The organism is Bradyrhizobium sp. 604_D8_N2_3 (assembly GCF_051810765.1).
In the GTDB taxonomy this organism is placed as follows: Bacteria; Pseudomonadota; Alphaproteobacteria; order Rhizobiales; family Xanthobacteraceae; genus Bradyrhizobium; species Bradyrhizobium barranii.
In genome coordinates, this window is sequence record NZ_JBPWPM010000001.1 from 1,032,897 (window position 1) to 1,051,930 (window position 19,034).

The following is a 19,034-nucleotide window of genomic DNA, read 5'->3' on the forward strand; positions in this document are numbered from 1 at the left end:
AGATGATTCAACCAACCGTAAAGCCGTCATCGATCGGAACAGTGAACTGGAAGACGGCTCCGCGCGGTTCGTTTGCAGTCGCCCAGAGCCTGCCGCCATGCGCAATGATGATCGAGCGGCATATCGACAGTCCGACACCGAGGCCGCCCGACTTGGTCGTGTAGAAGGGTTCGAACAGCCGCGCGAGGCCCTCCGCCGACAAGCCTGGTCCCGAATCCGTGATCGATACGCGTATGCTCTCGGCATCCGCTCTCGCGGTCTGGATCAACAGCTCGCGCTTGCCCCCCGTTGTCTCGCTCATTGCCTCGATGGCGTTCAGGATCAGGTTGAGCGTGACCTGCTGCAGCTCGACGCGATCCCCGATGACCTTGGGCAGACGATCGGCGAATATCGTCTGGATCGACACATCGTGCCGCGCCGCTTCGGCCTGCGTGAGTTCGATGACTTGGCCGATGACGTTGTTGATCGCCAGGGAATCCCGTTTGGGCGGTGATTTCTTGACGAGATCCCGGATTCGCTCGATGACCTCGCTGGAGCGGATGCCGTTCTCGATGGCGCGTGTCAGCGCCCTGCGCGTCTGCTCCAGCGCCGGCGGTTGGTGATCGAGCCAGCTCAAGGCCGCTTGCGCGCTGGCGATGACGGCGGTGTTCGGCTGATTGACCTCGTGGGCGATCGACGCCGTCAGCTGTCCCATCACCGCCACGCGGTTGGCGTGGGCCAGCTCCATCTGAGCCACGCGGTAACGCTGCTCGTTCTCGCGTGCCTCGGTTTCGGCGCGCTTGCGCTCGCTGAGATCCAGCACGAAGGCAACGCCTTGCTCCTGTTCGTCGTCGAACAGGGCTCCGCCGGTCAGCACCGGCACCCGGCTGCCGTCCTTGCGGAAGAACGCCTTCTCGAACGGGTGGACGACCCGCGTCGCCTTCAATTCGGCCCGGGCGCGGTCGGTGCGCTCCTGCCATTCGGGCGGCGTCAGATCTGCCCAGCGCAACCGGCCTGCGGCAAGATCCTCGCGATCATATCCCATGGTCTTCAGGAACGCGTCGTTGGCATCGAGAATGTCGGGGGTGTGATCGAAGATGAATATCCCGATGATGTTGGCCTCGACCAGCCGGCGGATCCTCGACTCCCGCTCCTGAAGCTCCCGGTACAGACGGGCATTGTCGAGCGAGGTCGCGGCCTCGGATGCGAGAAACTTGAGGATCGCGATCCGGGCGGGTGTGAAGACGCGCGAGGCGAGATTGTTCTCCAGATACAGAAATGCCACCGCCCTGCCTTGCTTGACGAGCGGCACGCACAAGGCTGACCGGACGTGCTTCTTCTGGATGTACTCGTCGCCGCCGAACGCGCTGCTCGTCGAGGCATCGTCGAGCACGACGCTTTCCTGGGTGCGAGCCGTGTAAAGTACGATCGACATCGGCACTTCAGCGGCGGAGATCGGTGAATCGGCGAGATCGAGAGCGACCGAACCGCCGCCAGTCACGGCGTCCGCCCGAATTCTCAGCTCGGAACCCCTCGGCAAAATCAGCACGCCGCGTTCCGCACCCGCGTGCTCGATGGCCGAACGAAGCAGGGTCTCCGTGAGCTTCTCCAGCACGATCTCGCCTGAAACAGCCTCCGACACCTTGAGAACCGTCGCAAGGTCCAGCTGTTCGACAGGTGCACCGATCGTGCCTGCGGTGCTGAGCGCGGATCCTCGCTCCCGCAGGTTGGGATGAAGTTTCTCGAGCTGGCTCACCTTCGCCTCGGCGCCCCAGCGCGCGTAGCAATCGCGCGCTTTTGTCAGGTAGGAAAGAACGACCGTTCGAATGCCGCGCGCCTCGTAGAACCCTGCCGCGCGTTCCGCAGCGATCGCCTCGATCTGCGCGAAGCCGGATTCTTGCGCCAATCGGATCGATTCCTCGTACAGCTGTTCCGCCTCGAGTTCGCGACCTTCGATGCGCGCAAGCTCCGCCGTGACGAGCTTCTGCCGGGCGGCGAAGTTTGCGGGGCAGCGGTTGGACCAGACCGTCAGCTTGCGGTGGTGTTCCCGGAGGTCGCCGAGGCGCCGCTCGCGATCCTCGGGGCGTGATGCGTGATAAGCCCCGGCATGAGCGAGCGCCGTGTAGAACCGGTATTCGGTGAAATCCGAATAAGAGCGGGCGCACCATGAGAGCGCTTCTGCGCGTGCGGCGAGGGCAATCGCGACATCGTCACGTCCGGCAATGACTTCGATCTGAATTTGCGTCGCGTAGTAGAAGAAGGCGCTTATCGGTTCGCTCGCATCCGAGGGCTGAAGCGCCGCGGGGCTCTCGAAGTCATTCCGGCCATTGCGCCCCATAAGGCTCTGCGCCAGATCTCGTTGCCTGATGAGGCCCTCCGCAGCCAATCGGACGCCCAGACCCTCGGCGAATGCCAGAGACCGCTCGGCGCGCGAGCAGACGTCCATGAGCGGATCGCCGCAGAAGAGATCCACCGATATCAGTCCGCGATGCGAATACGCCGCGAATGCCAGATCTCCGGTCGTCAAGCAGATTGCGAGTGCGCGCCGAATGAACGGCCGTCCCGATCGGATCGGGAGAATCCATGGGGTCACGTGAAGGCCGAATACCAAAAGCGCCCGGCCGCTCAGCCCTGTCTGCGGCTGCCTGTCGGCAAGGGCTGCGCCAAATTGCGATAGCCGGAATCCAAGTTCGGCATCGGTTGAATTGCTCGCGAGCACGCCGAATATGGCGGTCAGCGGGTAGCACGCTTCAGGGCTGGTCCCGTGCTGGAGCGTCAGTCGAGTGGCCTCCAAGAGCATGGTGTCGGAGAGGTTGCGATCGGTGAGAAACGCAGGCGTGAGGAGATCGGCCAGGACGCCCATGGTCGCACGATGATCCGGATCGGTCATCGGCGGTAGCGCATGAAGCTGCTCGTCGGACAGCTTTTCGGTCAAGCTCCGCAGGCGTCGCCGATCCTCGTCCACCTCGCTGCGGCTGGGATGAGGAGACCAGTCAATCCCGGTTCTGCGCAAAAATGCGAGGCAAACGTCAACCGCGCGCTCGAGCTGTCCCGCGGTGGTGTATAGCTGCGCCTGGAGTCTGGCGACCTCGGCGCTCGCCTGAATGTCCGAACAGCTCTGCGACAGGACCGTCAATTCCGCTTCCGCCGTGTTCAGCTCGCCGAGCAGGAATTTGCATTCGGCGTGGAGCAGGCCGATCGCGAAGGCGTCCCGGCTGTACCGCGGACGCCCTTCCTCTCCGAGCAGTTCGCGGGCGATTTCAAGGTAGGTTGCCGCCGCATGGTAAGCCGTTGCATTTCGCGCGCGCCGGCCCGCGGCGAGATTGACGGCAATGACCTGTTCGCGTTCCGCGCCGTTCGTCAAAGCGGCGATGCCGCGGTTCAGCTGGTTGGCAACGATATAGACGCGCTCGTTGGTTTCGTCGGGCGTCAGCTGCGCTGCCAGGACCAGACCCATCCGAAGGTGCAGGGCCGTTCGCCTGTCCTGGTCCGGTTGAAGCGCATAAGCGGCCTCTTGCACGCGATCGTGGACGAACGCGTAAGAGCTCTTGAGGCGTCGGACCAGTTCGAGACGCGTCGCGTCTTTCAAATCCGCGTGCAGCGTCTGCTCCGATGCTCCGTGCACGAGGCAGAGCATTGCGATCTCGGCGCTGTTGCCCAGGCAGGCCAGCTCCAGCAGGGCCTGACGTGTCTCGTCGCGCAAACCGCTCAGCTTGCCGACCATGAGACGCGCGACGTTTTCGGCGTAGCTTTTTTCCTTGATGCGTTCGAGATCCCAGTGCCACTGTCGCTTGTCATGATCGAAGGCCAGTAGTTCTTCTTCGGCCAGTGCCCGCAAAAACTGCGTGAGAAAGAACGGATTCCCGTTAGTCTTCTCGTATATCAGCTGCGCCAGGGGCATGGCGTATGCCGGCTCGCAGTGAAGTGCATCCGCGGTGAATTCCTCGACGGCAGCGCGGGTGAGGGGTGCCAGGTCGATTTCCCGCACCCGTTTACGGGAGGCGCGAATTTCGACGAGCCGTTGTGCCAGCGGATGTTTGACGTCGACATCCTTGCGTCGATAGGCGGCGATGAGAAGCAGATTTTGCAGGTCGGATCTGTTCAGAAGAAACGCGATCAGATCCAGTGTGGCCACGTCGAGCCACTGCAGGTCGTCGAAGAAAAGCACGAGCGGATGGTGAGGCTTGGCGAAGATGCCAATGAAGCGTCGAACGACGAGTTGGAAGCGTCGCTGTGCGTCTTGCGGGGGGGCCTCCGGGACAGGTGGTTGATCCCCGATCACCAGCCGCAGCTCCGGTACGAGATCCAACATCAGCTGACCGAGCTGGCCCAGCGCGTCGTGCAGTGCGTTACGCCAGGGTGCCAGATCGGCATCGCTCTTGGCGAGGAGGCCTCGGATAAGGCCTTGAAGCGCATGCGCGAGCGTCGCGTAAGGCATATCGCGCTTGTGCTGATCGAACTTGCCGGAGGCGAAGAAGCCTCCCAACGGGACCAAGGCCTTCTGCATTTCGTCGACGAAAGCGGACTTGCCGATACCGGAGGGGCCGGACACCAGGATCAACTCGGGCGTGCCGCTCCGGGTGACGCGATCGAACGAGGTGAGCAACGCCTCGATCTCGTGCTCCCTGCCGTAGAGCCGTTCGGGAATCAGCAGGCGGTCCGGTATATCGGTTTGTGCGAGGACGAAATCATCGATCCGTCCCTGCGCTTCCCACTCGGCGAGCGACCGTTCGAGGTCGCTCTTGAGACCGGCGGCGGTCTGGTAGCGGTCCTCGGCCGTCTTGGCGAGGAGCTTCATGATGATCGCCGACACGGCGTAAGGCACACCATTGACTCGTTCGGCGGGCGGAACGGCACGTCTCGCGATGTGGCTGTGCACCCATTCCATCGGATTGGCCGCGGTAAACGGCAGTACGCCCGTCAGCATCCGGTAGAACGTCACGCCGATTGCGTACAGATCGCTGCGGGAATCCACGGACCGATTCATGCGGCCGGTCTGCTCGGGCGCCATGTAGGCCAGCGTGCCCGCCATGGTCTCCGGTGGTTCGAGCTGCTGTCGCTCGCGCGGCAGGCGAGATGCAAGGCCAAATCCGGTGATCCTGACCTCGTCTGCTCCGCTCACCAGAAGATTGGCCGGCTTCAAATCCTTGTGGACCAGGCCCTGCCGATGCAGCTGGTCGACGGCGGTGGTGATGCCGAGAGCCAATCGCAAGAAATGGTCCAGCTTCATCGGCGCGCCGAGCAACTGCTCGAGCGGCTCGCTGCCGGGATCTTCCAATATCAGCAAGGTTCGACCACCGTCGCGGATCAGCTCCAGCGGCCGTACGGCCCAGGTCCCATCGAGCTCGTCGCGCAAGGCGTATTCATGGGCGAGCCGGTCGAGGACCGCGGCCGGCGGATGTTCCGCAGCCGCCCTAACGGTCAGGACACTGTTGACATCGCCATCGGCGCCCCGGCGCCATTCGCGACAAAAGACGCGCTCGCCGTCGTCCCATGACGCTTTGAGACCGGCATTGCCATTCGTGGATACCCGCGAGGATACGTGCATCTGCCGGACTCCGGAACTAGCCGGCCAGTCGATTGAAAAGGAGGGAAAGGTGTTCACCTGTCCCGTCCGGGAACGTACTCCCAACGCCAATCCCCAACAATAGCCGGGATCGGAGTCGTGGTATGGGCCACATTCCGTTCGGATCCAGCGTCACCGACAAGAGTTGTTCCGATGCGCTCTGATCGGCAATTCCGCTCAACCGCGGATGATGCATCCAGCTTGAGCGCGGGGAAACTGCGGGATTCTTCGAAAGGCCGTTCAGCGTGGACAGCGTCAAGGTCTATGAGCCGTCGCCCCAAACCTACGTTCACGTGGAGAATAAACTTGGCGTCCGTCCCTCGCAGCTCTGCATGATCGCCTGCCAACCGGCGCTATTGCATCGCTTCCTGTCGAACAATCCCGTTCTGAGCCGGCGACACGTCGGCTGCTGCCCGGAGGAGGTCACGCTTGAGCAGATAGATGGAAGCCGCAAGCAGTACCACATCCTTCATGAGGAAGAGGAACGGCAACGTGGCCGCAGGAAATCCGCCAGCCGGCGCGGCCCAGGCGTCGGGAAAGAACGGAATGATCGTCACGGTGGCGACATAGGTCGCGCATGAACCCAGCGATCCCAGGATCGCCAGTCTTCTGCTCCAGAAGCCGAGCAGAAGAAGCAATCCAAACAGCAATTCCGCTGAACCCAGGAAGTAGGCCGCGCCGCGCACGCCAAACACCGGATACAGCCAGAAGATCAGCGGACCATTGCTGATGAACGGAATCAACGCGTGCGCTTCGTAGTCGAACCATTTCTGGCAGCTGAAGACGAAGAACACGATGATCATCGCCACACGCGTGGCATGGTAGTCAAAATCGCCTCTGACCAGATCGAGCTCGGACAGTTTCTTTATGAGATGGTCCATCGGATGTCGTCTCATCCTCGAGGTCGCGGATTGGCGCCAAGGGCGGCGTCGACGTCTGTCGTGATCTGAACGGTAGCCAAGCTTCGAAGAACGCGCTGTGCGCGGATTATCGTGCTTTTTTCAAACTTGCGCTGTTCGGCCGCAGGCGGTCGGGATCGGCGTGGCCTGACATCGCGTCGCCCTCGGTGGCTCGCTCTTGGCGCCGCAAACCCATACCAAAGTATGGGTCTGTGCATCACAATCGCGAGATTGCCGGAGGCGCCCACCGAACGCATGCTCGAGGCCGACATGCGCAACCGATCCTGGCGCAGCTACTGGATTTTCCTCAGTTGGGGAGACCGAACATGTGCCTCTCGCGAACAAGCATCGAACGTCACGACAGCAGCCGCCTGGTCAACTGGAGAGCGGCTTGCGCTTCAATCGCCCGTGTTGCGATCGCGTTTCGATGATGATCGCGTCTTGCGAGGGTAAGTCAGGTGAAGGTCCCTTACGTAGGTGTCGTCGATGACGACGAGGCCCTGTGCCTGTCTTTGGTGGATCTGATGCGATCGATCGGCTACCGCTCCGAGCCGTTTGACAGGGCCGAAGCGCTGCTGAGCTACGCCGGCCGGTTCAGCTTCGACTGCATCATTGCCGACGTTCACATGCCTGGAATGGGTGGGCTCAACCTCGTTCGCGAGCTCCAGCAGCAGAAGGTCGGAGCGCCGGTGATTCTCATTACCGCGCTTCCTCACAAGCAGCTGGACGCCGAAGCGGCCTCGATCGGCGCATTCTGCCTTCTCAGAAAGCCGTTCGAAACGAGCGCGCTGCTTGAGTGTCTCGACAGGAGCCTTCGAAGATGAAAGCGCTCTCGGATGACGACATCTCGTCCTCTATGGCGACGCAATCGTCCGGCGGCGACGAGCCCGGGCGTGCACGACCCCGGGGGGAGACGGATTCGCCGCGACATGATCGCCGAAAGGCGGCCCGTTGGGAGAGATGGAACGATTGTTCGGAGCGATGGGGCCGGCTCTTGCTTGCGGCGCGAGCAGGGGATGGAGACGCATATGAGCGATTGCTGCGGGAGCTGGATCTGTGGCTTCGGGCCTACTACGCGCGCCGGCTTCCCTATCCCGCCGCCGACGATGCGAGGCAGGAGGTGCTCCTGGCCATTCACGCGAAACGCCACACGTTTGCGGCCTCGAAGCCCTTCGGCGCCTGGGTCACGGCGATTGCCCGCTATAAATGGGTCGATCGTGTGCGCGATGCGTCTCGCTACAGCGCGCTCGCGCTCGACGAAGACATCGCAATCGAGGATCACGAAGGTGCCGCGATCAGCGCTGCCGCGCTGGACCAGCTGCTTGGGCGGTTGAAGCCTGCGCAAGAGAGCGTGATCCGCCTCGTGAAGCTCAATGGTCTGAGCATCGCGCGAGCGGCCGGTGCGACCGGACAGTCGGCGGCCCTGGTTAAGATCAATATCCATCGCGGCCTGAAGAAATTGTCCACATTGGTCTCCTGACGTCATTGCGGCCGCGGGCCGGGCCGACCGAGACGTCGTGCGAAGGAAAGCCGAAATTGCTTCAACTCCAGAACGAAATGCGATCTACGGTGGCCGACCTGACGGCGGCGTTCCGCTATGACATCATGGAAGGGCTGAGCCTCGCGCCAAAGGCAATTCCGGCGAGATGGCTTTATGACCGCCGCGGATCGGCTCTGTTTGAAGCCATCACGCTGCTGCCCGAATACTACCCGACACGAACCGAGCGATCGATCCTTGCGTCCGCAGCATCGGAAATCGCCGCGCTCGCGGGGCCGGGCCGCGCAGTCATAGAATTCGGCTCAGGCTCGTCGGCAAAGACGCGACTGTTGCTGGCAGAGACGGAGCCTTCCGCCTATGTGCCGATCGACATCTCGGGCGAATTCCTCCGGGAGGTTGCGGTAGGCTTGTCGCATGCATTCCCGGGACTGCCGATCTATCCAACCGAGGCCGATTTCACCTATCCCTTTGCGCTGCCGGACGAGATTGCCTCGACTGCGCGCCTTGGCTTCTTTCCGGGGTCGACGATCGGAAACCTCACTGTGCCTGCGGCGGTCGACCTGTTGCGGGCGATGGCGGTGACCCTGGGGGCCGGATCGATGCTGCTGATCGGCATCGACCGTATCAAGGATCAGGATGTTCTCCTGCCAGCATATGACGACGCGCAAGGGCTGACGGCCGCATTCAATCTCAACCTCTTGCACCGGATCAACCGCGAGCTGGGCGGCTCGATTCCCCTGGGCGCGTTTCGCCACTTGGCGCGCTGGAATGATGCGGAGGCGCGTATCGAGATGCATCTGGAAGCCACGCGCGACGTCCGCTTCGAGGTCGACGGTCGCGTCTTCTCGTTGTCGAAGGGCGAGACCATCCACACGGAGAACAGCCTCAAATACGGGCGGAGGGATGCCTTCGTCCTGCTGCAGGCCGGCGGATGGCATCCCGTCGCCGATTGGAGTGACGACAGCGGGCTCTTCTCGGTCATTCTCGCGGAGCAAAGGCCCGCGCCGGCGGCACCCTAGGATGAATCGGGGGCGCAAACGGAATCATTTCCAACAATATCGCCTCAATCGGCGCAATCCACGAACAGCGAGGCTCGTACACATGCTGCATAATGTGCGCGTCATCATGGCAATCAACTGCGTTGAGGCGCGACCATGCAACTCCGTTCATCCCTCATCCTGAGCTTCGCCGCCATTCCTCTAACCGCCCTGGCAGATCCGCTCCCGGCGCCGTCGCCGAAAGCGCCGAGCCCGGCCGAGACCGTCCAGGTGCAGCCGCGCGGCAATGAATTCATGCCGAATTCAGTCGCCGAGGATGCGTTGCAGAAGCGCATTACCGACTTCAACCGGAAACTGGAAGGTCTGGACGCAGATCTCGACAAGAAGCTGAAAATCTGCCGCGGGTGTTGATCGAAATCCGGTTCAGCAAACAGCGATAGGTCCGCACATGAGGCACACTGTCACCGGTTCGTTCCACGACGGCGGAAGCGGGTGCGCGCACTATGAGCGGATCGCCCCGATCCGGGATGACGGGCTTGAGCTTGTCGTCAGGGAACTGCAGCATCGCATGCGCAATATCCTGAGCATCGTTCTGTGCCTCGTGAACAACACCGATGCGAATACGACCGCCGATTTTCGCGAGGCGCTCTCGGCACGGATCGCGACCCTGTCCGACGCCTACAGGATGATTGAATCCGCGGGAGATCAGCGCGTGTCCCTCGCGGCGATGCTGGAGCGAACGCTCAAGCCGCACGCGATGTTTCACAGAGGCCGCATTCTGCTCGCGGGGCCGGACCTCACGCTGGAGCCGCACATCGCCTTGGCGCTGCACGTCATCATTCACGAGCTGGCTACCAACGCGAGCAAGTACGGCGCGCTGACATCGACGGCAGGAGCCGTCGAAGTGATCTGGGAAAGCCCGCCCTATCTCGGCGGACAAGGTCTTGCGATCCAGTGGCGCGAGCGCGGCGGACCGATTGTGACCAAGCCCGAACGCAGAGGCTTTGGCACGCAATTGATCGCAAGGGCCCTGCCGGGCGCGCAGGTCGATCTCGACTTCGCGCCCGGCGGTCTTGTCTGCCGGCTTCTGATCGATCTCGGTCAGACGCTGACCACGCAAGGGCCTGTCAGTTAGGATCAGGAGGATCGACACCATGAGTACATTGGCGAGTGCCCCGCGCAAATCATTCGCAAGCAGGCTGCCGATATCGGGGCTGCTTGCGGGTGACCTAGATTACCACATCGTCCGGGCGTCGATGGTGATCCTGTTCTTCTTCTTCGGCTACCAGAAATGGTGGGCGTACGAGGCGGACCGCCTGGACCCCTTCATCAGCAACGGTCCGCTGATCTGGTGGCTCTATCCCGCTTTCGGCCATCAAGGTGCCAGTTGGTTCCTCGGCGTCGCCGAATGGACCGTTGGTGCTTTGATATTCGCGGGCTTCTGGAGCAAGCGCCTCGGCATTCTGGGCGCCCTTGGATCGACCGGCACCTTCATCGCAACAGTCACGATCATTCCGTTTATGCCGGACGGTTGGGATGCTGCTGCAGGCGGCTTTCCGGCGATGACGGGCAACGTTCCGTTCCTGATGAAGGATGTCGTGCTGCTTGCGGTATCGTTGTATCTGCTGAAGCAGGATGCGGCCCGTGTCCTGCGACCTGAGGCTTGAGATACACGGCAAGGCAGATGCAGATCATGGCCAGCGCGAGAATGGGATAGTGCAACGAGACGGCCGCCGCGGCGAGGAAGCCGAACAGGGTGGTCAAGGATCGCATCCGCATCATCATGCGCGCCTTGTCCGGGATCGCCTCGATCGCCGGCCGGTCGACGGCTTCCCAGCACAGCAGCAGATAGGTCGCGTTCACCAGGGCGAATACGCCGGCATAGACGGTGACGGGCAGGGGCGCCAGCTTTGAGCTCGCGATCCAGGCTGTCGAGAACGGCAGAAGCGATACTGAAAACAGATGAGCGAAGTTTCCCCAGATCAATCGGGGCGTCGCCGCGCTGGCATAGTGCAGAAGATGGTGATGGTTCACCCAGACGATGGCGATGAAGAGATAGCTGACTGCGTAGCCGATGACGGTCGGCCAGAGTTCGAACAGAGCATCGAGGCTCGGAGCGTGCGGCGGGCGCAGGTCCAGGGCGAGAATTGTAATAACGACTGCAAAAACCGCGTCCGAGAGGGCATTCAGGCGTTCTGTCTTCGGAGAGTCCGCGGTCATCATTCCTGTTTCCTTGCCGATGCAGGCCTGCGCGGCAGTGTCTCGGCGCCCCGATTAAGGCTGAGCGGCAAGCGAGTCATGCCGACGGCCAGCGGGGCGCAATGCCGCTGCTCCGCACTTTCGTAGACATTCGGAGCAAACGTCGCATCGGTTACACCTGCTTCGAAAAAATCGGGCGAATGCGCAACGACGTGCATGGCGCGGGCTCGTGAACCGCGGCTCTCGCGACCAAACTTGGCAACGTTCGCAAGTCCCGTTACATGTTGCGGCGTACTGACGCGCTCTCGTCCCACCCCTCGATACGCAAGCGGCGGGGTGATGCGTCGAGACGTCTGGAAATGATTTTCACGACGAGACATCTCGGTATGAGGCTTGATAACGAGACGCACGAACTCGATCTGGTCGCAAAGGCGTTTCAGATTATCTCGAGAGAAATCAGCTATCAGGGATTGGCCAAGGCTCTCCTCATGGAGGCGCTGAGCTACTCCGGGGCCAGTCGGGGGGCGATCCTGCTCAGCGGGCAACGAGAGCTGCTTGCCAAGGCCGATGCGAGCTTCCCGCGCGAGAGGGCGAACTTCCTTGCCTCCTTCCCGCCGCACGCCGAATTCCGCCTGCCGAGCGACCTTGCCGAACAGGTGCTCGATCGAAAGCAAACGGTCGTGAGGCAAGCCGGCGCGGAGAGCTCGGCACTGATCGATCCCGCAAACCCGCCGTCTGGAAAGATAGCGCAGCTGTGCCTGCCGTTGATTCACCAGCACTGGGCGATCGGCGTTCTCTATCTCGAAGCGGATGGAGATGCGGAGATCTTCACGCCGCGATGCGTCTGGGTGACATCCATGCTGGCCAATCAGGCCGCCGTCTCATTCGAATCCGTCCGCCTGTTCGAGGCGCTGCGCGAGACCAATATGTGGATGGTCAGAGGTCAGCAGATCGGCGGGATGGGCAGCTATCGCTGGAACACGCGGACCCTGCTCTCCCGCGGATCGCGCGAATGTTACCGCATCCTGGATATCGACCTGGACGTAAACCCCGTGCCCTTCGAGGTGTTCAGGAGCCGGGTCCACCCCGAGGATTATCCCGCGCTGGAGCAGGACCTCACCGAGGCGATCAGCACAAAGTCGCCATTCACCCACGAGTACCGGGTGGTTCACCGGGACGGCAAGACGTTGCATGTCGTGGCCGTCGGGCAATTCGATGAGGGGCCCACGGGAGACCTCGAGCTGGAAGGCATCATCACGGATGTGTCGCAACGGAAGGCGGCGGAGCAGGCTCTCGCCGACGCGCGAAACGAGCTTGCGCGGGCGACGGGTCTGACGTCCCTTGGCGAGCTCGCCGGCTCGATCATTCACGAGATCGATCAGCCGCTGACGGGCATGATCATGAGCGCGGAAGCTTGCCTCCGATGGCTCGCCCGGGATCCCGTTCAAGCCGGGGAGGCCCGGAAATCGGTCGCGCGCATCATCAGGCAGGCGCGTCGAGCTGCGGAGGTTGTGACCGGGGTCCGCTCTCTGGTGCGGGGCACGCAGGTCCATTTTGCCGAGTTCGATATCAACGATGCGGTTGCGGAGGTTCTGCTTCTGTCGAACAGGGAAATCGAGCGGGCCGGGGTCATCGTCCGTACCGACTTCGATCGATCATCGCCGCGTGTCGAAGCAGACCGTGTTCAGGTCCAGCAGGTCGCGCTCAATCTCGTGCGCAATGCGATCGAGGCCATGGCCGGGGTCGAGGACGGGAACCGCATTTTGGCCCTCTCTTCGGGGGTCGCCGATGGTATGATTTCCGTGGCAATCGCGGATACGGGGGGCGGCATCAGCCCGGCTGATAGAGAGCGGGTCTTCGAGACGCTCTATACGACGAAGGGAGCGGGACTCGGTCTGGGACTGTCGATCTGCCGCAAGATAGTGAAACTCCACGGAGGACAGCTATGGGTGGAAGAAAACGGGAGGTGCGGAGCGAAGTTCACCTTCGCTCTCCCGCTTCGCCAGGCGGTTCAGACGTCGGAAAGCCGGTAGACATGCCTCCCTCCGGCGTTGTTCATATCGTCGACGATGACCGCGCGGTTCGCGAGTCCCTTGGCGACCTGCTCGAGTCCCTGCACTACAAGGTCGCCCTGTACGGATCTGCTTCGGACTTCCTGAAGGTTGAACTGTCTGACGCCCCTGCGTGTCTGGTGCTCGATGTCAGATTGCCCGGCACGAGTGGCTTGGAGCTGCAGGAGTACCTGACGAAAATCAATGTCGGAATCCCGGTGATCCTGATGACCGCCTTTGGCGACATTCCCATGTCGGTAAGAGGCATGAAGCTGGGGGCGGTCGATTTTCTCACCAAGCCGATACGGGATCAGGATCTTCTCGATGCGATCACGGCCGCGATCCGAAAGGACATCGATCGGCGCGACGACAGCGCGCACCTGGCGCAGTTGCAGGAGAAGTTTGCACTGCTGACCACGCGCGAGCGGCAAGTGATGACGCTGGTGGCATCCGGTCTGATGAACAAGCAGGTCGCCAGCGAGCTCTCGATCAGCGAAGCGACAGTCAAGATGCATCGTGGCAGCGTGATGCGGAAGCTCGGGGCAAGAACCGCGGCAATGCTCGTGCGAATGGCCGAAGCGCTCCAACTCCAGGGCTGAAGCTTCGCCTCCGGGACTGGCATCTCGTGCTGAATCATCTCGGCGCCGTCCCTGCACGCGACCCATACCTAAGTATGGGCCGGAACAGCACAAGCGTGAGATTGTCCGCCAGCGCGATGAAAAGCATGTTGCCCCTGTGCGGTGCTGCCAGCCGGCGTTGGCAGCGCGCCTTGACCGGAGAGGTAACGCCACGTGCAGCTTGCGGCTTCAACGCCCGTATCCAGGCGATCAGGGCATCTCCTCCGTGCAGAAATTCGTTGACGATTGGACGCGGCCATCCGGAGCACAGAACAGGGCGACGACGATGGGGATGTACGTATCAAATTCGAGTGAGACCACGCCACGGATGGCGGTCTCCGCTTCGCCAATCCGGCCGGTGGACGAGACACTGTCTTCCAGGCCGTCCGACGCGGCGCTTCATCCGACGGTCAGCATAACGCCTTCCGAGCCGGTGAAGCGCCTTGGGATCGGCTGGCGCTGGTGGTTTTCGGAGAGCGTTCACCTCCCGGTCGGAAACAGGATTGAATTTCGCTTTCAGGGATCGAGACATCTCCTGGCGTTGTACAACGAGGGAGCGCGGAAAAGCGGTGAGACCTCAATCGATGGCCTCTGCTCGTCGAAGCTGCGAGGCTCCGAGCACAGGCTGACCTTTGTCCCGGCGGGACGCGCTTATCGGGAATGGCATGAGACTGCCTCGTCGGCGCAGGTGACCTTCCTCTACTTCGATCCCGCCGCGTTTCACAAGTCCGACGACGGCGCGGCCGGGCTCGCGCCAAGAATATACTTCGAGGATCCGCTGGTCTGGGAGACCGCCTCCAAATTGAAGAAGGCGATCGAGAGCGCAGAGACGAATTGCGCGCCTTACCTCGAGGCGCTCTGCGGCGTGCTCGCCCACGAGCTTTCCAGGTCTGATCACGATGTTGTTCGCGAACCGGCAGCGGTCAGTCGTGGAGGTCTCGCGGGTTGGCAGAAGCGTGTCGTGGTCGAGTACGTCGAGGGGCATCTGGGAGAACAGGTCTGCCTCCTCACGCTCGCCGAGCTCGTCAGGCTCAGCGTTCACCACTTCTGCCGCGCTTTCAAGAAGTCGTTCGGAATCCCGGCCTACCAGTATCAGGTGCAGCGACGCATGGAGTTCGCCAAGCTGCGGCTGGCGGATCGCGCGGTATCGATTACGGACATCGCACTCAGCCTGGGCTATGCGCAAACGAGCTCCTTCAGCTCCGCCTTTCGCAAAGCGACGGGTTGGACTCCTACGGACTATCGCAGGGAGTTCGAATGAATAGATCCGAGGGGCGATAGATCGGGCAGAGGAGGCGACAGGCCGTCTCGTACGGGCAGAAATCCCCGGGGAGTCTGTAACCGGATCGTCCCGAGTCACGAATGTCCAGGTGAGACCGCCTCGGATCGGCCGCCATCGGATCATCGATTTCACCGGGCGCAACAGGTGTCGAGGGAGGGACCACAAATGACGAGCATTCGATACCGCAAGGCGGACGTGGACGGACTGAACGTATTTTACCGGGAGGCTGGTCGGGCTGACGCGCCCGCCTTGCTGCTGCTGCACGGATTTCCGACCGCTGGCCACATGTTCCGCGATTTGATCCCGGCGCTCTCGGATCGCTTCCGACTGGTGGCGCCGGATTTGCCCGGGTTCGGCCAGTCCGACATGCCGGCCCCCGAGAGCTTTGCCTATACGTTCGCCGCGTTGGCGCAGGTGATCGAACGATTTACGGAAGTCATCGGACTCGCCCGTTTCTCGCTCTACGTCTTCGACTATGGCGCGCCGACGGGCTTTCGGATGGCCCTTCGACATCCCGAACGCATCGTTTCCATCATCTCGCAGAATGGCAATGCCTATGAGGAGGGATTGAGCGAAGGCTGGAGCCCGATCCGGGCTTACTGGCAAGATGCATCGCAAGTGAATCGGGCGGCGCTGCGATCATTCCTTTCGCCGGAGACGACGGTCTGGCAATACACCCACGGGGTGCCTGACGTCTCCCTGGTCTCCCCTGACGGATACACGCTGGACAACCATTATCTCGAGCGCCCAGGCGCGGACGAGGTCCAGCTCGATCTCTTCGGCGACTACAGGACCAACGTCGCCATGTATTCGGAATTCCAGGCCTACTTCCGCAAGCACAAGCCGCCCTTCCTGGCGGTCTGGGGCAAGAACGATCCCTTTTTCCTGCCGGCGGGCGCGACGGCGTTTCAGCGCGACATGCCGGGCGCCGAAGTGCGCTTCTTCGACACAGGGCACTTTGCGCTCGAGACTCACGCGCGGGAGATCGCAGCGGCGATCGGTGAGTTTCTTGGCCAGCTGAATTCGAATAGGTAACGGTCGCTTCCCTCGCCGCGAGAAACGTCAGGAGAGCCATCATGCGCGCTATCGTCCTTGAAAAATTCGGCGGCCTGGACAGCCTCGTCTATCGGGACGTTCCGGAGCCGGAGCCGCAGCCCGGTCATGCCGTCATCGAAGTCAAGGGATTCCGCATCAATCATGCGGAAATGCACATGCGCCGGGGTGAATGGGCCGAAGCGGCGCCGATCAGCGGTATCGAATGCGTCGGTCTCGTGAAGTCGTGCCCGGGCGGCGAATTTCCGGTGGGCGCAAAGGTGGCCGCATTGATGGGCGGTCTCGGCCGGACCATCAACGGCAGCTACGCCGAATACACGCGTGCGCCGGTCTCGAATGTCGCATCGATCGATGCGGATTTGCCATGGGCCGAGCTCGCAGCGATCCCCGAAACCTTCGCGACGGCATGGACCTGTCTCTTTCGAAATCTCGATCTCGCGAAAGGTCAGCTTCTCGTCATCCGCGGAGCGACGTCCTCGTTCGGTCAGGCGGCACTCAAGCTCGCGGTCAATGCCGGCGCGCGGGTCATCGCGACGACGCGCAGCCGGGAGCGCTTTGCGATGCTGGAGAAGCTCGGAGCCGCGCGGTGCGAAATTGAACGGCGCGATCTCTCAAAGCATCTGCCCGAGGCGAAGCAGGTCGACGCAGTCCTGGACCTCGTCGGCAACAGCGTCGTGCTCGACTCCCTCGCCATGCTTCGCCGCGGCGGCCGCTCCTGTCTCGCCGGCTGGCTCGGCGGGCTTGATCCGATTCCGGATTTCAACCCGCTGCTGCAGATGCCGAGCGGCGTCTACCTGACCTTCTTCGGTAGCTTCGTGTTCGGCACGCCCGGGTTCCCGCTCTCCGACGTGCCGCTGAGGGAAATCGCCGCCGACGCCGCAGCCGGCCGGCTGGACGTCAAGCCGGCGCGGGTCTTTCGCTTCGACGAGATTCGCGAGGCGCATCGCGTCATGGAGGCGAACGAGGCGGTCGGAAAGATGGTCGTCGTTCGCGACTGATATTTACAAGCTTGGTATTGGGGAGGGTTGATATGTCGAAATCAGTCGCGATCGTGACGGGGGCGAGCCAGGGAATCGGCCGGGCGACCGCGGTGCGCCTGGCGCGCGATTTCCCGGCGCTTGCCCTGGTCGCACGAAACCGCGCCAATCTCGAGGACACCGCAAAGGCGGTCAGGGCCGCCGGCGCCGGGGTGCTGGTGATCGACGCCGATCTGGCCGAACCTCGTGCCGCTCAATCTGTCGTCGACCAGACCTTGGCGGCGTTCGGCCGGATCGATGCCCTGCTCAATATCGCAGGCGCGGTACCTCAGGTCGATCTGTTCGAGACGACGGAGGCACAGTGGGACGCCGGACTGGCGTTGAAGCTGCATGGCGCCCGGCGGCTCACGATCGCCGCCTGGCCGTCGCTCATGGCCGCAAAGGGGGCGGTGGTCTTGATGTCGGGAAACTCGGCCTCTTTCCCCAAGGCGCCCTATGCCGCGGTCGGCACCATCAACGCTGCAATCGTCGCCTTGGCAAAGGCGTTCTCCGACAAGGGAATCAGTGATGGCGTCCAGGTCAACAGCGTCCTGCCGGGGCCGGTGATGACGGGCCGCCGCCGCTCCTACCTCGAGCACTGGGCGCCCCTGCACAACATGACCGTCGAGGAAGCCACGGCGAAGTTTCCCAAGGACGCCGGGATCGCGCGTTACGGCGAGCCGGAAGAGATCGCCGAGTTGATGGCGTTCCTCGTATCGCCCGGCGCGCGCTGGATGACCGGCTCGGCATTGCGGATGGACGGCGGCGAGGTGAAATCGATATAATCGGTTTGCACCCGAAGGGCGTCCGCGGAAGTGGCCCACTTGCAAAAGCGTTCGATGCGCGCAAGCATGGAGTAAGGGCTCTTTCGCTCTTCGCGAGCGCTGAGGAATAGCGATAAATCCGTCATGCAATTTGACACCAAGATCGCGGTCGTGGTCCGCACCGACCTTGAGCCGTGGCAGAAGCTGAACGTGGCCTCTTTCCTCGCCGGCGGGATCGCGGCGGCTTTTCCGGCCTGCATCGGCGACCCCTACGAAGACGGCTCCGGGACGAAATATCTGCCGCTGATCGGCCAGCCCATCCTGATCTATGGCGCCGACCGCGCGGCGCTGTCACGCGCGCTCGATCGCGCACTGTCTCGCGGGGTGACGCCGGGGCTCTATACCGAGGACATGTTCACGACCACTCACGATGCCGCCAACCGCGAAGTCGTGAAGGCCGTTTCCCGCACAGACCTGAATCTGGTTGGGATTTCCATGCGCGCCGAGCGCAAGGTGATCGACAAGATCGTCGACGGGTTGAAATTTCACGGCTGACGCTTCCCGATCTGCCCCGGCCGTCCTTTTCAGTCTTCGCCGGATCTGGCTCTGAGGAGCTCGTCGCGGCGCCTGATCAGAATCTCGAGCCGTGCGGCCTGATCGTCAATTCGCTGGCCGACAAGCTCTTCGCTCATCGCGGCGAGATGTGAGGCGGACTGTTCAATCAGCTCGCGAAGCTTCGCCGCCGTGGCGGCAATCTGGCGCTCGATTTCAGCGAGGTGGATGTCTTCACCGTGCATGGCGGGTCTTTGATTTCGGGGCTTGGCGGGCGATCGGGCGCGGCATTCAGAAGTACAGGTGCCGGGCACCGTGCATTTCAAGGACACATCCCCTCTGAGTGCGCGTCGCCTTCATCAGATCGCTTCCGCAATCGGCGCATTTGACGAGCGCCTCCAGCGGCCCGCCGTCGACGGCGAGAGAGCCAAGGCAGGACACGGTGTTGCATGCCGCGCACCGGATCTTCGTCAGGGTGATGTCAAAGGCAAAGGCTTCTTGAAGCAAGTGTGTGCCGGGGTCACCGCCAAGAATGAGGTCGGCGATGTTGTCTGCCATGG

At 62.4% G+C, this 19,034-nt stretch carries 18 protein-coding genes and 1 pseudogene; 13 read left to right on the top strand and 6 right to left on the bottom strand.

Features of this window, described 5'->3' with window-relative positions; translation table 11 throughout:
• Positions 1 to 7: 7 nt before the first annotated feature.
• Together AB7245_RS04870 and AB7245_RS04875 are read right to left on the bottom strand one after the other, a co-directional pair.
• Entirely contained in the window at positions 8 to 5,584 is a 5,577-nt protein-coding gene (locus tag AB7245_RS04870) for a trifunctional serine/threonine-protein kinase/ATP-binding protein/sensor histidine kinase (RefSeq protein WP_439033913.1), read from the bottom strand.
• Positions 5,585 to 5,898: 314 nt separating this feature from the next.
• Complete coding sequence (locus AB7245_RS04875) at positions 5,899 to 6,426, bottom strand: YkgB family protein (RefSeq protein WP_085403493.1); 528 nt, start codon at positions 6,424 to 6,426, stop codon at positions 5,899 to 5,901.
• Positions 6,427 to 6,902: 476 nt separating this feature from the next.
• On the opposite strand from AB7245_RS04875, the gene AB7245_RS04880 reads away from it, so the two are divergent.
• The 6 genes from AB7245_RS04880 (at position 6,903) to AB7245_RS04905 (ending at position 10,607) form a co-directional block, all read left to right on the top strand.
• The gene (locus AB7245_RS04880; RefSeq protein WP_063980875.1) at positions 6,903 to 7,268 is read left to right on the top strand and encodes a response regulator transcription factor; all 366 of its coding nucleotides are present in this window, start codon (positions 6,903 to 6,905) and stop codon (positions 7,266 to 7,268) included.
• 32 nt (positions 7,269 to 7,300) lie between these two features.
• Positions 7,301 to 7,924, top strand: coding sequence for a sigma-70 family RNA polymerase sigma factor (locus AB7245_RS04885; protein WP_439033914.1), 624 nt, complete (start codon positions 7,301 to 7,303; stop codon positions 7,922 to 7,924).
• A gap of 89 nt (positions 7,925 to 8,013) precedes the next feature.
• Positions 8,014 to 8,961 carry an L-histidine N(alpha)-methyltransferase gene (gene egtD / locus AB7245_RS04890; protein WP_439033915.1) on the top strand — a complete coding sequence of 316 codons (948 nt, stop codon included), beginning with the start codon at positions 8,014 to 8,016 and terminating at the stop codon, positions 8,959 to 8,961.
• 135 nt (positions 8,962 to 9,096) lie between these two features.
• Complete coding sequence (locus AB7245_RS04895; protein ID WP_063980878.1) at positions 9,097 to 9,351, top strand: hypothetical protein; 255 nt, start codon at positions 9,097 to 9,099, stop codon at positions 9,349 to 9,351.
• Between the two features lie 37 nt (positions 9,352 to 9,388).
• A complete protein-coding gene (locus tag AB7245_RS04900; protein ID WP_439033916.1) occupies positions 9,389 to 10,075 on the top strand; it encodes a sensor histidine kinase in 687 nt (228 codons plus the stop codon).
• Between the two features lie 19 nt (positions 10,076 to 10,094).
• On the top strand, positions 10,095 to 10,607 hold the full coding sequence (locus AB7245_RS04905) for a YkgB family protein (protein WP_085403497.1): 513 nt from the start codon (positions 10,095 to 10,097) through the stop codon (positions 10,605 to 10,607).
• Between the two features lie 283 nt (positions 10,608 to 10,890).
• Here the strand turns inward: AB7245_RS04905 and AB7245_RS04910 are convergent.
• Positions 10,891 to 11,163: pseudogene (locus tag AB7245_RS04910) on the bottom strand (TMEM175 family protein); the annotation flags it as partial.
• Positions 11,160 to 11,357: a hypothetical protein gene (locus tag AB7245_RS04915; protein WP_135214668.1), complete on the bottom strand. Its 198-nt coding sequence runs from the start codon at positions 11,355 to 11,357 to the stop codon at positions 11,160 to 11,162. The pseudogene AB7245_RS04910 and the gene AB7245_RS04915, both read right to left, overlap by 4 nt.
• 168 nt (positions 11,358 to 11,525) lie before the next feature.
• Between AB7245_RS04915 and AB7245_RS04920 the strand changes: the two genes are divergently transcribed.
• From AB7245_RS04920 to AB7245_RS04950, 7 genes are all read left to right on the top strand, one after another.
• Positions 11,526 to 13,172: an ATP-binding protein gene (locus tag AB7245_RS04920; RefSeq protein WP_161495883.1), complete on the top strand. Its 1,647-nt coding sequence runs from the start codon at positions 11,526 to 11,528 to the stop codon at positions 13,170 to 13,172.
• Between the two features lie 2 nt (positions 13,173 to 13,174).
• Positions 13,175 to 13,789 carry a response regulator transcription factor gene (locus AB7245_RS04925; protein WP_085403500.1) on the top strand — a complete coding sequence of 205 codons (615 nt, stop codon included), beginning with the start codon at positions 13,175 to 13,177 and terminating at the stop codon, positions 13,787 to 13,789.
• Positions 13,790 to 14,495: 706 nt separating this feature from the next.
• Positions 14,496 to 15,068, top strand: coding sequence for a helix-turn-helix transcriptional regulator (locus tag AB7245_RS04930; protein WP_245344204.1), 573 nt, complete (start codon positions 14,496 to 14,498; stop codon positions 15,066 to 15,068).
• 186 nt (positions 15,069 to 15,254) lie between these two features.
• Positions 15,255 to 16,124, top strand: coding sequence for an alpha/beta fold hydrolase (locus tag AB7245_RS04935; protein ID WP_135214669.1), 870 nt, complete (start codon positions 15,255 to 15,257; stop codon positions 16,122 to 16,124).
• 41 nt (positions 16,125 to 16,165) lie between these two features.
• Positions 16,166 to 17,140 (top strand): zinc-binding alcohol dehydrogenase family protein, encoded by a 975-nt coding sequence (locus AB7245_RS04940; RefSeq protein ID WP_439033917.1) that lies wholly within the window; start codon positions 16,166 to 16,168, stop codon positions 17,138 to 17,140.
• A gap of 32 nt (positions 17,141 to 17,172) precedes the next feature.
• Entirely contained in the window at positions 17,173 to 17,943 is a 771-nt protein-coding gene (locus AB7245_RS04945; protein WP_085403504.1) for an SDR family oxidoreductase, read from the top strand.
• Positions 17,944 to 18,066: 123 nt separating this feature from the next.
• Positions 18,067 to 18,477, top strand: a complete 411-nt coding sequence (locus tag AB7245_RS04950; protein WP_085403505.1) for a DUF2000 family protein — start codon at positions 18,067 to 18,069, stop codon at positions 18,475 to 18,477.
• Positions 18,478 to 18,506: 29 nt separating this feature from the next.
• Here the strand turns inward: AB7245_RS04950 and AB7245_RS04955 are convergent, their stop codons facing one another.
• Both AB7245_RS04955 and AB7245_RS04960 read right to left on the bottom strand, forming a co-directional pair.
• Positions 18,507 to 18,800, bottom strand: a complete 294-nt coding sequence (locus AB7245_RS04955) for a hypothetical protein (RefSeq protein WP_144030811.1) — start codon at positions 18,798 to 18,800, stop codon at positions 18,507 to 18,509.
• Positions 18,766 to 19,032, bottom strand: coding sequence for a DUF6510 family protein (locus tag AB7245_RS04960; protein ID WP_224517587.1), 267 nt, complete (start codon positions 19,030 to 19,032; stop codon positions 18,766 to 18,768). The genes AB7245_RS04955 and AB7245_RS04960 overlap by 35 nt, the downstream gene beginning before the upstream one ends.
• Between the last annotated feature and the right edge of the window lie 2 nt (positions 19,033 to 19,034).